Origin of the sequence: Priestia sp. 179-F W1.4 NHS (assembly GCF_045369295.1) — a bacterium.
GTDB classification, from domain to species: domain Bacteria; phylum Bacillota; class Bacilli; order Bacillales; family Bacillaceae_H; genus Priestia; species Priestia zanthoxyli.
Genome location: NZ_JBIQFF010000003.1, coordinates 252,320 through 264,772 on the forward strand (window position 1 = coordinate 252,320; position 12,453 = coordinate 264,772).

General features: G+C 38.4%; 12 protein-coding genes. 8 read left to right on the forward strand and 4 right to left on the reverse strand.

Going from position 1 to position 12,453, the window contains the following annotated elements; translation table 11 throughout:
- Nucleotide 1: 1 nt before the first annotated feature.
- The 4 genes from ACH0CI_RS16480 (at nucleotide 2) to ACH0CI_RS16495 (ending at nucleotide 3,371) form a co-directional block, all read left to right on the forward strand.
- Nucleotides 2-1,324 carry an LLM class flavin-dependent oxidoreductase gene (locus ACH0CI_RS16480; RefSeq protein WP_406901906.1) on the forward strand — a complete coding sequence of 441 codons (1,323 nt, stop codon included), beginning with the start codon at nucleotides 2-4 and terminating at the stop codon, nucleotides 1,322-1,324.
- A 168-nt stretch (nucleotides 1,325-1,492) separates the two neighbouring features.
- Nucleotides 1,493-1,996 (forward strand): hypothetical protein, encoded by a 504-nt coding sequence (locus ACH0CI_RS16485; RefSeq protein ID WP_230624621.1) that lies wholly within the window; start codon nucleotides 1,493-1,495, stop codon nucleotides 1,994-1,996.
- Between the two features lie 96 nt (nucleotides 1,997-2,092).
- The gene (locus ACH0CI_RS16490; RefSeq protein WP_406901908.1) at nucleotides 2,093-3,094 is read left to right on the forward strand and encodes an N-acetylmuramoyl-L-alanine amidase family protein; all 1,002 of its coding nucleotides are present in this window, start codon (nucleotides 2,093-2,095) and stop codon (nucleotides 3,092-3,094) included.
- A 97-nt stretch (nucleotides 3,095-3,191) separates the two neighbouring features.
- The gene (locus ACH0CI_RS16495) at nucleotides 3,192-3,371 is read left to right on the forward strand and encodes a DUF8096 family protein (RefSeq protein WP_025752091.1); all 180 of its coding nucleotides are present in this window, start codon (nucleotides 3,192-3,194) and stop codon (nucleotides 3,369-3,371) included.
- 56 nt (nucleotides 3,372-3,427) lie between these two features.
- Here ACH0CI_RS16495 and ACH0CI_RS16500 read toward each other — a convergent pair whose 3' ends face one another.
- Nucleotides 3,428-3,808 (reverse strand): plasmid mobilization protein, encoded by a 381-nt coding sequence (locus tag ACH0CI_RS16500; RefSeq protein WP_406901909.1) that lies wholly within the window; start codon nucleotides 3,806-3,808, stop codon nucleotides 3,428-3,430.
- Nucleotides 3,809-4,279: 471 nt separating this feature from the next.
- Here ACH0CI_RS16500 and ACH0CI_RS16505 point away from each other — a divergent pair, with 471 nt between their 5' ends.
- Nucleotides 4,280-6,139: an N-acetylmuramoyl-L-alanine amidase gene (locus ACH0CI_RS16505; protein ID WP_406901910.1), complete on the forward strand. Its 1,860-nt coding sequence runs from the start codon at nucleotides 4,280-4,282 to the stop codon at nucleotides 6,137-6,139.
- A gap of 155 nt (nucleotides 6,140-6,294) precedes the next feature.
- On the forward strand, nucleotides 6,295-7,197 hold the full coding sequence (locus tag ACH0CI_RS16510; protein WP_406901911.1) for a GNAT family N-acetyltransferase: 903 nt from the start codon (nucleotides 6,295-6,297) through the stop codon (nucleotides 7,195-7,197).
- Between the two features lie 20 nt (nucleotides 7,198-7,217).
- On the opposite strand, the gene ACH0CI_RS16515 is transcribed toward ACH0CI_RS16510, so the two are convergent.
- Both ACH0CI_RS16515 and ACH0CI_RS16520 read right to left on the reverse strand, forming a co-directional pair.
- A complete protein-coding gene (locus tag ACH0CI_RS16515) occupies nucleotides 7,218-7,763 on the reverse strand; it encodes a DUF4825 domain-containing protein (protein WP_406901912.1) in 546 nt (181 codons plus the stop codon).
- 83 nt (nucleotides 7,764-7,846) lie between these two features.
- Nucleotides 7,847-8,578 (reverse strand): ZIP family metal transporter, encoded by a 732-nt coding sequence (locus tag ACH0CI_RS16520; protein WP_406901913.1) that lies wholly within the window; start codon nucleotides 8,576-8,578, stop codon nucleotides 7,847-7,849.
- 285 nt (nucleotides 8,579-8,863) lie between these two features.
- On the opposite strand from ACH0CI_RS16520, the gene ACH0CI_RS16525 reads away from it, so the two are divergent.
- Nucleotides 8,864-10,075 carry a cytochrome P450 gene (locus ACH0CI_RS16525; protein WP_033578821.1) on the forward strand — a complete coding sequence of 404 codons (1,212 nt, stop codon included), beginning with the start codon at nucleotides 8,864-8,866 and terminating at the stop codon, nucleotides 10,073-10,075.
- A 29-nt stretch (nucleotides 10,076-10,104) separates the two neighbouring features.
- Here ACH0CI_RS16525 and ACH0CI_RS16530 read toward each other — a convergent pair whose 3' ends face one another.
- Nucleotides 10,105-10,683: an LOG family protein gene (locus tag ACH0CI_RS16530; RefSeq protein WP_028413576.1), complete on the reverse strand. Its 579-nt coding sequence runs from the start codon at nucleotides 10,681-10,683 to the stop codon at nucleotides 10,105-10,107.
- A 308-nt stretch (nucleotides 10,684-10,991) separates the two neighbouring features.
- Here ACH0CI_RS16530 and ACH0CI_RS16535 point away from each other — a divergent pair, with 308 nt between their 5' ends.
- The gene (locus ACH0CI_RS16535) at nucleotides 10,992-12,323 is read left to right on the forward strand and encodes an NAD-dependent malic enzyme (protein ID WP_406901914.1); all 1,332 of its coding nucleotides are present in this window, start codon (nucleotides 10,992-10,994) and stop codon (nucleotides 12,321-12,323) included.
- Nucleotides 12,324-12,453 lie beyond the last annotated feature (130 nt).

Consider the following 12,453-nt stretch of genomic DNA (forward strand, 5'->3'; position numbering starts at 1 on the left):
TATGACAATAAAAAGACAATTAAAGCTAGGGGCTATTATTCATGGAGTGGGAGGAAACATGGGGGCATGGAGACACCCTGAAATTTTGTCAGATGCCAGCGTTAATTTCGGTTTTTACAAGCAGCAGGCTCAAAAAGCGGAAGAAGGAAAATTTGATTTAGTGTTCATTGCCGATGGGTTATATATTAATGAAAAATCGCTTCCGCATTTTTTGAATCGTTTTGAACCTCTCACTATTCTATCAGCACTTGCTTCTGTCACTTCTCATATTGGTTTAGTTGGCACTCTATCGACTTCGTATAGCGAGCCGTTTACGGTGGCTAGACAATTTGCTTCACTTGATCATATTAGCAGCGGCCGAGCGGGATGGAATGTTGTAACATCTCCATTGGAAGGATCTGCGCTTAACTATGGAAAAGAGCACCCCACTCATGATAAACGCTATAGAATAGCTGAAGAGTTTCTAGAAGTAACGAAGGGATTATGGGATTCTTGGGAAGATGATGCATTTATTCGAAATAAAGAAACCGGACAATTTTTTGAAGAGAAAAAGCTGCATCGCTTGCACCACAAAGGGGAATTTTTTTCTGTAGAAGGTCCGTTAAACATTGGCCGCTCAGCTCAGGGGCAGCCCGTAGTGTTTCAAGCAGGCTCCTCTGAAAGCGGAAAAGATTTAGCAGCGAAAACGGCTGACGCAGTGTTTACGGGACAAGGTAATTTAGAAGAGGCGAAAGCTTTTTACCAAGATGTAAAATCAAGAGCCGTAGCGCAAGGACGCAATGAAAACGAACTTTTAATTTTCCCGGGAATAGGTCCTATCATTGGCAGTACAACCGAAGAAGCCGAAAGAAAATATGAAGAACTTGCTCAATTGGTAACAATTGAACATGCGCTCAACTATTTAGGACGTTTTTTCGATCATTTTGATTTTTCACAGTTTCCATTAGATGAGGCGTTTCCTGATTTAGGGGATATCGGAAGTAATAGTTTCCGCAGTACAACTGATAAAATCAAAGAAAACGCTAAAAAACATAAGCGGACACTGCGAGAAGTGGCGCTGCGAATTGCTACACCTAAAACACAATTTATTGGGACGCCAGAGCATATCGCTAATTTGATGCAACAGTGGTTTGAAGAAAAAGGAGCTGACGGCTTTATTATTCATTCAAGCGTTCCGCATGGCTTAGATGACTTTGTTGAACACGTCGTACCGATACTGCAAGAAAGAGGCCTGTATCGTACAGAATACGAAGGGAGTACGTTAAGAAGTAACTTGCAATTGAATGTTCCTAAAAATCGTTACACACAGGTGAAAGTTAACTGAAGTGGATTAAAAGAGACTCGAAGGAGTCTCTTTTTTAATATTTTTAATATTAAAAATATGGTAAAATTATTTTTGTAGGTTATTCGTTTCAGTTCATAAGGCCTAAAGGGTTTTGAATACCCGGAAAGGAGTCAAATGGAAAAAAGACATAAAAGTAAGAAGAAGCGTATGATTATGTGGATATCTTTATCCGTTCTTTTAGTCGGGGGAGGAGCGACAGGATGGATATTGTACCAAAACGGAAAAATTCCTTTTTTATCACAGCAAAGTATAAAGGCAAGTGCCATTAAAGTGAATCAACAAAAAGTTGATAAGCTGGAAAGCAACGATCAGCAGGCAAAAGATTTTATAGCTGAACATCATGACGTACTAAATGATTTGACGGGGTGGAGTGCCATTGAGCACCCAGACTGGCCTGCCGTACAAGAAGAAGCGGCAGCCATTAAAAATACCATTGGCACGATTGAAGTAAAAGATTCTGTTTTAAAGAAAGACTTTCAGCATATGGAGAAGCTTGCTGGACAGCTAGAGCAGACGAAAGATCAAGCACTGTTAAAAGAACTTCATCGTTATTTTCATGACTTAGATGTTGTGATCAATGAAGACGATGGATCAAATACATATTTTAATGTTACCAGCTATGGTAAATCAGTTGTAAAGACTTCTAAATGAGCTATAGCAAAAAGCTTTATACATAAAAGTAGTTTTGTATAACAAACGTCTTCGCTTATTCATGCATATGCTACGGATAAGGAGGAGACAGGTTATATGAAAAAAATTTATTTAGATGCAGGTCACGGAGGGGCAGATCTAGGGGCTGACGCCAGCGGGTTATATGAAAAAGACGTAGTGTTAGCTGTGCAGCAGTACATCATCTCTTTTCTTTCTACTCAATATCAAGGATTTTCTCTTTGGACAACGCGTACAACCGATGTGTTTTTGTCATTAAATGAACGGGTCAACAAAGCCAATGTGTGGGGGGCTGATGTATACTTATCTATTCATATAAATTCAGGTGGCGAAACGGGATATGAAGATTTTATTTATAGCAAAAATATAAATAACCAAACCATTGTGTTACGAAACGATATTCACGATCATGTGAAATTTGTTCTCGCTAAATACAATCACTCTAACCGAGGCAGGAAATTAGCTAATTATAGTGTGTTAAGGCGTTCATATATGCCGTCTGTATTAACTGAAATTGGGTTTATTGATACAGAACACGATGCAAAGCTCTTAAAAAATCCTCAATTCCTAAAAGATATGGGGGTGGCATATGCAAAAGGGATTGCGCAGTTTTTAAACTTGGAGCCTAAATCTACAGATTCTGTGGGAGATCCTGACGAGGAAGGGTTTCTAAAGCCTACTTTTTTATATAAACCTTTATGGATAAAAACAACCGAGGATACGGAGACGTATAAGTATACCAATATGTCAGAGAGAACAGGTTATTTAAAAAAGAATACCCTCTTTCAAGTTGATAGTGAAACGCATGCAGCCTGGATAATTGATGGAGAACATTTTATTGAAAAAAAAGATACAATCATTGAAGGAGAAACTATCACAACTGCGGAATTAACAAAAGAGAATATGGAAACATTAAAAGTGTTTGTGACGAAAGAAAAGTTAGAAACAGCGGTAACCTTTTCTGAAGAAGGAGCTGCGGTAGCCATCTTTACACTTCACGATAAAAAAATATTGAATGTAAAAGCATTTTTAGATAGAGAAAAATGGTGGTACAAAGCTGAACGGATAAAAACATCGTGAAGAAACCTGCTTGTTTTTTTGAAGCTTTCACCCTAGTAATTTTACTTATTTTTGATAGAATATAAAGAGCTGAATCGTAAAGATGCATAAAGGTGTGATGGAAATGGAAGAGCAACAAGAAGCGATTGATTTAACAAAAGTATATGTATATGAGGAGTTTCCGGATAAAGTTGCAGGCAGATGCGATAACTGTGGACATGTGAAATTTAAAAGCTTAGTAAAAGACTTTATTTTTATCCGTACATGCGCAAAGTGCGGCATGAAAAAAAGTATTTAAATCCCTACTTCTTTATAAAAAACGCTCTTTTCTAAAATGAAAAGAGCGTTTTTTCTCTATTTAACGTATAAATGATCGCTAAGCTGCTCTGAAATAGTTTCTACATCTTCTTGCACATGTTTTTGTTTTTTCATCATTTCTAACAGGATTTGTTCAAGGTTCTGTGAATGATTTTGCTTATCTTTTGGTTTATGTAAATACTTTGCGATTTGATGCATATTATTGCTTAGCCGGCTTAGCTCAGACTCAATTTTTCGCAGTTTAACTAATAGTTCCACACCTGCTTCTTTGCCGATTAAAGGCGGCTTAACTTTTCCGTCCATAATAAATTTTCGAATGAGAGACGTTCGTTTTAAATTATAGTGTTCAATAAGTTCCTCTAATTTTTCTTTTTCTTCTTCATTCAACTTAATTGCTGGAATGCTGTGTCCTCTCATAAGGTATCTCCTTTCAAGAGCAGTTCTTGCTGCGTTCAATCATATGTAAACATTCTCTTGTCTTTAATAATAGCAACCTTTTCCATGGTTAACTATGGTGAAAAGTTACTAAAATGTCGAACGTACAGTCTGTTAAAAAACTGGTAAATTAAGAAATTTGGTTTAGTAATAGTTGAATTATAGAAGTAATGTCATTATCTACAATATTGCTGCTTTATTAAAAAGGCAGCCAAAGGGATGAATATACCGCCTTTGTACTCACCATTTTTGAAAGCGCAGTTTTAAAGAAGAGGGATGGTTTTTATCGTTTTTTCCTCCTACCACATCTTTCCTCCTAGTAACTCTGTCGAATCTTCTAGACTATTGTCTCAAGGGAATAGAAAGAAAGAAGACGAAATGGTTGAGAACGAGGTAAAGTCATATTATGTCTTTATTTACCTCATTTACATACTTTACGGGGGAGGAATACGTTTGAAACTAAAAAAACGATTAAAACTAAACAAGATGGGGGCAGCCATGCTTGCGGCTGGGGTTATATGTACAGGTTATACGCCTATTCATATGCTACAAGCGCCTCTAGTCGCTCAGGCTGCAGAGAATCAGTCGGACTCTTTGGAGCTAGCATTTGCACAAGCATCTAAAGAATTTGGTGTGCCAGCTTCGCTTTTAAAAGCAATTTCCTACAACAAGTCGCGCTGGGAAAGTCATAATGGGAAACCTAGCGCAGCCGGGGGATACGGCCTCATGCATTTAACAGACATCCCTTTTTTAGAAGATGGAAAAGGAAACGGAACTGCGTCTTCACAACCAGCATATGACAAACAGCAAACGCTCTCCTTAGCTGCTAAGCTGCTTAAGTCAGATAAAGAAAGATTAAAAAATGACCCTGTGCAAAATATTCGTGGTGGCGCTGCTGTACTAGCTTTTATTGCAAAAGACAAAAATGGAAACGTACCGTCTACTGATCAGAAATGGTACAACGCAGTCGCCGCTTACAGTTCTTCTCAAGATAAAGAAAACGCTCAAGTATTTGCCGATGATGTATATGAAACGCTGGAAAAAGGGGCAGAGCGTACAACATCAGATGGACAGCATCTTAAAATTTCTCCTCAACATATAGATATGTCGATTCCTCGTGCTGAAAATTCCAATACGAATAAAGCGGATTGTCCGGGATCTTTAAAATGTGAATACATTCCTGCTTTTTACGGGAAATTCAGCGAAAGTCCTTCAGATTACGGAAACTATGATATTGCAAATCGTCAAAAATCAGATGTTCGCTATATTGTTATTCACGATACAGAAGTAAGTTATGACGGAACCATTGATTTGTTTGCTAACCCTAACAGAGCAGCTGCAAACTATGTCATACGTTCAAGTGATGGCCACATTGCACAGATGATTGATAACAAAGATGTAGCATGGCATGCAGGAAACTGGTATTTTAATACGCACAGTATTGGAATCGAACATGAAGGGTTCGCCCTTGAAGGATCCACGTGGTTTACAGAAGAAATGTACCGTTCTTCAGCAAGACTCGTACGCCACCTTGCCAAAGAATATCATATTCCATTAGACCGAGCTCATATTATCGGTCATGACGAGGTACCGGGTTTGTCTCCTAAGGCTCAATCAGGTATGCATTCGGATCCCGGGCCGTTTTGGGATTGGGGGCACTATATGGATTTAGTAGGAAGCCCAGTCGAGCGCCAGCATACAAGCAAACTAGCCGTTACAATTAATCCCGTCTTTGAAAACAATCAGCCAGAGGTATCAGATGCACCAAAGCAGCCGGCCAACTTTGTGTATTTGCATCAAGCTCCTAGCAATGATTCACCGCTACTGAATGAGCCTGCAGCTTCAGGGCCAGGAACGAAACAAACGTTAGACTGGGGAAGCAAAGCTGTAACGGGCCAAACGTACGCAGTGGCTGAGACAAAAGGAGAATGGACAGCGATTTGGTACGGAGGACAAAAAGCGTGGTTTTATAATCCACATATTCAAAATACGAGTAAAGGTACGGGCATATTATTAACGCCAAAAGCAGGAAAAGAAAGCATTCAAGTGTACGGAGGAGCTTTCCCGGAAGCTTCAGCCTATCCTTCTGATATCCCGGTTAAAGACATGGTTCCACTTCAGTATACAATCTCTCCGGATCAGGTGTACGTAGGGGTAGAAAAAGTAAAGAGTGACTATTACTATGCACCCACTTTTACAACAAATCCAAACGATCACAAAATGATTGTGGGAAAAGATGAATATTATCAAATTTATTTTAATCACCGCTATGCGTTTGTGAAAGCTTCGGATGTAGAGATTAAAAAACAATAGAATAGAGTGTTAAAAGAAAGGAAGAGACAGGGTGTATAAAGGGTTTGTCTCTTCCTTTCTTTTTTAAAACCACAAAAATTCAGAATGTTATTGATGATTTTTCCTTATAATGGTTTTTTAGCTTATTATCTTTTAAAAAAAGGAAGGAATGTCCTGTGATTATAATTAAGCCTTTAAGTCAGTGTTCTTTTTCTGATGCGCTAGAAGCATTTAATAAGGGTTTTGAAGATTATTACATTCCGGTTGAGATGTCACTAGATCAATTCATTTGTAGGTTTGGTGTGGATCGTTTATCTGTCGAGCATTCTTTTGTCGCTTTTTATAATGACACACCGGCTGGAATTATGTTAAATGGAATAAAAAAGGTCAAGGGAAAAAAACATGCTTGGAATGGAGGTACAAGCGTAGTCTTACCTTACCGGAAAATGGGAATTGGAGAAGCCTTACTAAAAGCTACACTTGAGAGATACGAGCAGCAAGGAGTAGTGGAAGCCAGTCTGGAAGCATTTACAGTCAATAAAAAAGCCATTCACCTTTATGAGAAATATGGATATGAAATTGTAGATACGCTTTTCTTTCTAAAGCATAGAGGTAGTTTTCCCGCTTCTTTACTTAAAAAGAAGAATCAGCTTGCGTATTCGTTAAAGCGAAGGCTTGCAAAAGATATTCAGAACCTACCCTTTTATACATACGACGTTCCGTGGAAAAATCAATTTGACTGTATTTGTGATGGAGAATCGTTTATTGCGTTGAATGAAAGAAACGAAGAAGTTGGCTATCTATTATTTCAAAAGAATTTTTCTTCCATAGGGATCGTGAATTCCGTTACTTTTTATCAAGGAAGCGTTAAGGAACATATCTCAAATTCAGAGGACGTTCTGGACTTTTTATTAGCAACCATTTTTAATATGTATGGACCAATTGCTTACAATACACATAATGTACCTGAAAAAGGAAATAGCTTACTCGTGAAAATGTTAAAATCATTTGGTTTTCAAGATTTATATACAGATGAAGGAATCAAACTTGAGCAGGTGTTTATGAAAAAACAACTTTAAAAAGCGGCCATGGGCCGCTTTTACTGCATTTCCGTAATTGGATGTGCATCATAAAATTCCTCGATTTTTTCTTGCTGCCCTTCGTATTTTGCTTTCCATGCTTGAGTCCCGTCCTTATAATTGCGCAGATCTGTTCCGTAGAAGTCGGTTAACTCTTTTCGAGTAATCGTGATTGTCTGAGGAACAGTCGTATTAATAGTAAAGTGAACGCTGTCAGCATTTTGTACGGCAGAAAGTAAAATGGTTGCGTTATGTAAAAGTGTACGTTTAGTTTTAACAGACGTCCAGCTTTTTTCAAACGCATGCTGATTATCTGTTGCAGCGTAGTTAATTGCTAAGTAGTAAGGTTTTTGCGCATTTTGAAAAGTTATACCTTTTAAATAAACGTGTCCTGGAAGTTTATTTGTTATTTCTTCTATTGAAGTATCACGTTCTAAAGAAGAAGTATGATGAATAGAAGAAGCAGAGACTCTTTCAGCAGACAGATTATTATGAGGTGCATAGGCACACCCTGATAGGCAAGTGAGCACTATACAAAGCGTAAGAGAAGCATCTATTTTTTTCATAATGGTAACTCCTTTTGTTTATATCTACTTGTAAAGACGAAAGACCTACACTTTTTGTTTCATACAAAATATAAGTTTATTCATTAAAAAGACAGATAATCCAAAATAATAGAAGTTAATAACCCTAATGAAGCAATAAAACCAATAACAGGACCACCTTCTTCAAAAGCTTCCGGCAACATCGTAGAAGCAACCATGGCCACAATTCCACCACCGGCAAATGAGGCAATAAAGCCCATCATGTTTGGGGTAGCGTCTTGAAGAAATAGATATCCAATCCAAGAGCAAAGAGCTGATATAAACAAGACCGAAAGCCATAATGAAAAAATTTTCTTTCGCTTATATTGGCTTTTTAGTAGTCCGCTTGTCCCGGAGATTCCTTCCGGTATATTGCTGATAAAAATAGAAACAACAAGCAGCCAGCTAACGTGGTGCTGTTCAATCAAACTTGCGCCAATCATCAGTGATTCAGGTATAGCATCCATAATGGTACCAATAAAAATGGCTAGTCCTGAGCTAGCTGGGACAAGGTGGTTTGAACGTTTTCTTTTGTGAGCACCTTTTTTAGCTAAAGACATATCAAGAAGAGTAAAAAGTGCTGCGCCTGTTAAGAAGCCTAAAGAAGAAGCAATAATTCCCGCTTCTTTTACCGAATCTTGAATGAGCTCGTAAGCAGCAGCTCCTAACAAAACGCCCGTGCCAAAAGCCATAATATAAGCAGTCAACTGTTTTTTTAAAGGTACAAAAATAGCTATAATAGCTCCAATTAATACAGCTGAGCCTGAGACACCACCCCACATAAGGGCATCTATCACATGAGATCCCTACTTTCTTGCGTACTTATTTGTAGTGTAACCATCTATGTGATTATTATGAAACAAGATAAAAGAACTAAAAAAATGGAAAAGAATCACTGATTTAGACCTTAAATAAAATAAGTCTTCTGTATAATTGACAAAATTTTCTGATTATGTCCGTTGAAAGTGAAAAAAACTTGTGATAGTCTGATCAAAAGATATAAAAATGGAAAAAAATTCTTTCATCTGTAGAAGGTCAAAAAACTTAATGAGGTCACTTTTAAACGAAAGAAGGAAGACGAGATGAATCCAAAAGCAGTGAAAAGAGAAAATCGTTATGCTAACTTAATTCCTATGCAAGAAATTAAATCCGTTGAACAGCAGCTTTACCCATTTGATATTTATAACAGTCTGCGTCAAGAAGCACCTATTCGTTACGATGAAAGCCGAAACTGCTGGGATGTATTTGATTATGAAACAGTAAAGTATATTTTAAAAAACCCGTCGCTTTTTTCATCCAAACGAGCAATGGAAGAACGCCAAGAAAGTATCTTAATGATGGATCCTCCAAAACACACAAAATTACGAAACTTAGTGAATAAAGCTTTTACACCAAGAGCTATTCAGCACTTGGAGGGTCATATTGAAGAGATTGCAGATTATTTATTAGATGAAGTAAGCAGCAAAAAAAAGTTTGATATAGTAGAAGATTTTGCTGGACCACTGCCGATTATTGTAATAGCAGAGCTGCTAGGAGTACCTATACAAGATCGAGCACTGTTTAAAAAGTACTCCGATGACTTAGTGAGCGGTGCTGAAAATAATTCAGACGAAGCTTTTGCGAAAATGATGCAAAAGCGTAATGAAGGGGTGCTTTTTTTACAAGGGTATTTTAAAGAAATTATCGCTGAGCGTCAGAGAAAGAAACAAGAAGATCTGATTTCGCTGCTTTTAGAAGCAGAAATTGACGGCGAACATTTAACAGAAGAGGAAGTACTAGGGTTTTGTATTCTATTGCTAGTAGCAGGCAATGAAACAACAACAAACTTAATTACGAACGGAGTCCGGTATATGACAGAAGACATAGACATACAGAATGAAGTTCGTCAAGACATATCCCTAGTTCCGAATCTCGTGGAAGAAACGCTCCGCTATTATCCTCCTATTCAAGCGATTGGACGCATAGCCGCTGAAGATGTAGAACTTGGAGAGTGTAAAATTAAAAAAGGGCAGCAGGTAATTAGCTGGGCAGCAAGTGCAAATAGAGATTCAGCTAAGTTTGAACGGTCTAACACTTTTGTCGTGCGTCGTAAAACGAATCCTCACGTAAGCTTTGGTTTTGGTATCCATTTTTGCTTAGGAGCACCGTTAGCAAGAATGGAAGGGAAAATTGCCTTTGCTAAATTACTAGAAAAAGGGGAATTTTCCAAAGTTGAGAATCAGTCTTTAAAGCCAATAGATAGCCCTTTTGTTTTTGGGGTAAAAAAATATGAAATTACTTTTGATAACGCCTGAAAAGCGAGCGCAAATGATGCGCTTGCTTTTTAGCGTTCAGTCTTCCATTTTTGGTCCTCTGAAGGAGACGTATAGGTGTCCATTGAAGAGATAAGCTGTTCGGGAGTATCAGAAATATTGATGAGACGAATAGCAGAATCCGTAGAAAATCCTTCATCTACTGCATGCTGAACCATTTGCATAAGCGGGTTGTAGTAGCCGTTTACATTTAATAACCCCACTGGTTTTTTATGTATGCCAATTTGAGCCCAGCAAAGAGCTTCAAACAGCTCTTCAAATGTCCCGAAACCTCCAGGAAGGGCAATATAAGCATCTGCTAACTCGTGCATAGTTGCTTTTCGCTCGTGCATGCTCTCTACTTCGATGAGTTCTGTCAGCGCGGTATGAACAATTTCACCGCTAAACAAACCGCGGGGCATAATACCAATGACTTCGCCCCCGTGTTCAAGCATTTCATTTGCGACTTCTCCCATCAGGCCCATTCGTGAGCCTCCGTAAATCAGCCGGTAGTTTTCTTGGGCCATGTAGCGTCCTAGCGAGACGGCGGCCTCTTTATATTCTGTTTTTATTCCTGCGCTTGATCCTGCAAACACACAAATTGATTTCAATTTCTTCACTCCTTTGTTTCTTCTCTATATAAGTCTTTTCTGTTTATGAACAACAAAATCCTTCTTAATAATTTATGAATTTTCACAATGTCATCGCTTGATTATTCTAAAAACTTTGCTTATAATCAAAGCGAAACATCTGTTTGAAAGCGTTATCTATTTCTTTTCTTTTGATGAAAAAGAGAGTACGCATAGATCTACTTGTAAGATAAGTAGATAATATGAACTTATGGGAAATTGAACCGTTTTAAACGCTTCATTAGTAAGTATACGTACTTGCAGGATTAGGACAAGGGGGATATGGGGATATGATGAATAATTTAATACGCACATTAATGGTACAAACACCGACTGTACCAGGAAACTTAGGAAGAGTAGCAACAGCCATTGGAAATGTAGGAGGAGACATTGGCGAGGTTGAAACCGTTAAAGTAGGACATAACTACACGATGAGAAGTATTACGGTTCAAGTAGAAAGTGAAGACCAGCTTGAGGAATTGCTTGAAGCGGTTCGCAGTTTAGAAGGCATTACTTTACATACAGTATCAGATGAAGTTCTTCATGCACATGAAGGCGGTAAAATTCAAATGAAAAGCAAAATGAAAATTGAGTCGATCGCTGACTTAAGAAGAGTATATACACCAGGTGTAGCAAACGTTTGCCGTGCTATTCAAGAACAGCCCGACAAAGCTAAAATTTATACGAGCATTGGAAACACGGTTGCGATTGTAACGGATGGTACCGCTATACTAGGACTAGGGAATATTGGTCCAGTTGCAGGAATGCCTGTTATGGAAGGAAAAGCTGCGTTATTTGATCAGCTTGCCAGTATAAACGCTATCCCTATTTTGTTGAATGTAAATGAGCCGGAAGAAATCATTCAAACGGTTAAAAATATTTCACCAGGATTTGGCGGTATTTTACTAGAAGATATAGGGTCGCCTCACTGCTTTGAAATTGAAGAACGTTTAAAAGAAGAGCTAGATATTCCAGTTATGCATGATGATCAACACGGAACAGCAGTTGTGACGCTAGCAGCAGCTATCTCAGCTTGTCGCAGCACAGGTGTGAATTTGAAAGAAGCAAAAGTAGGGCAGATTGGTTTAGGAGCTGCTGGTATCGCTACTTGCAGAATGTTCATGGCTTACGGTGTCAAACAAGTGATAGGAGCTGATAAGTCTCCTGAAGCGAATGAGCGCTTGGTCAGCTACGGTGGAAAAGTAGCGGATTCATTAGAAGAGCTTATGGAGAACTGTGATATTGTTATTGCGACAACAGGTGTACCTGGCTTAATACAGAAAGAATGGATTCGAAAAGGGCAAATCATTTTAGCACTTTCTAATCCAAAACCAGAAATTGAACCTGAAGATGCTCTTGAAGCAGGAGCTATTTATGCTACTGACGGAAGGTCAGTGAATAATGTGCTTGGCTTCCCAGGTATTTTCAGAGGAGTATTAAATGCGGGAGTGCGTGATATTACGCATACGATGCTTGTAGCTGCAGCTGAAGCCATTGCAAATTCAACGCGTCCAGGCGATTTAGTTCCTCACCCTCTTAATCTAGCTGTACACGAAGCAGTATCTGAAGCAGTTGAAAGAGCGGCTGTTGCACACGGAGAGAAAGACGGCGTTTATCGATAACAAACAAGGCTGCCTCGAAATAGGCAGCCTTGTTTGTTTTTTATCAAAAAATAATAAGAAAATAGTAAACGATGAAACTTTTTTCCTTTTTTAACGTAATATAGTAATAGAAATAGTAAAAAAGGTAGAG

What these genes read in the sequence shown, in the direction of transcription:
- ACH0CI_RS16485 (WP_230624621.1), top strand. Translation starts at nt 1,493, where the DNA reads ATGATTATGTGGATATCTTTATCCGTTCTTTTAGTCGGGGGAGGAGCG.
- ACH0CI_RS16535 (WP_406901914.1), top strand. Translation starts at nt 10,992, where the DNA reads ATGATGAATAATTTAATACGCACATTAATGGTACAAACACCGACTGTA.
- ACH0CI_RS16495 (WP_025752091.1), top strand. Translation starts at nt 3,192, where the DNA reads ATGGAAATGGAAGAGCAACAAGAAGCGATTGATTTAACAAAAGTATAT.
- ACH0CI_RS16490 (WP_406901908.1), top strand. Translation starts at nt 2,093, where the DNA reads ATGAAAAAAATTTATTTAGATGCAGGTCACGGAGGGGCAGATCTAGGG.
- ACH0CI_RS16515 (WP_406901912.1), bottom strand. Translation starts at nt 7,763, where the DNA reads ATGAAAAAAATAGATGCTTCTCTTACGCTTTGTATAGTGCTCACTTGC.
- ACH0CI_RS16525 (WP_033578821.1), top strand. Translation starts at nt 8,864, where the DNA reads ATGAATCCAAAAGCAGTGAAAAGAGAAAATCGTTATGCTAACTTAATT.
- ACH0CI_RS16480 (WP_406901906.1), top strand. Translation starts at nt 2, where the DNA reads ATGACAATAAAAAGACAATTAAAGCTAGGGGCTATTATTCATGGAGTG.
- ACH0CI_RS16500 (WP_406901909.1), bottom strand. Translation starts at nt 3,808, where the DNA reads ATGAGAGGACACAGCATTCCAGCAATTAAGTTGAATGAAGAAGAAAAA.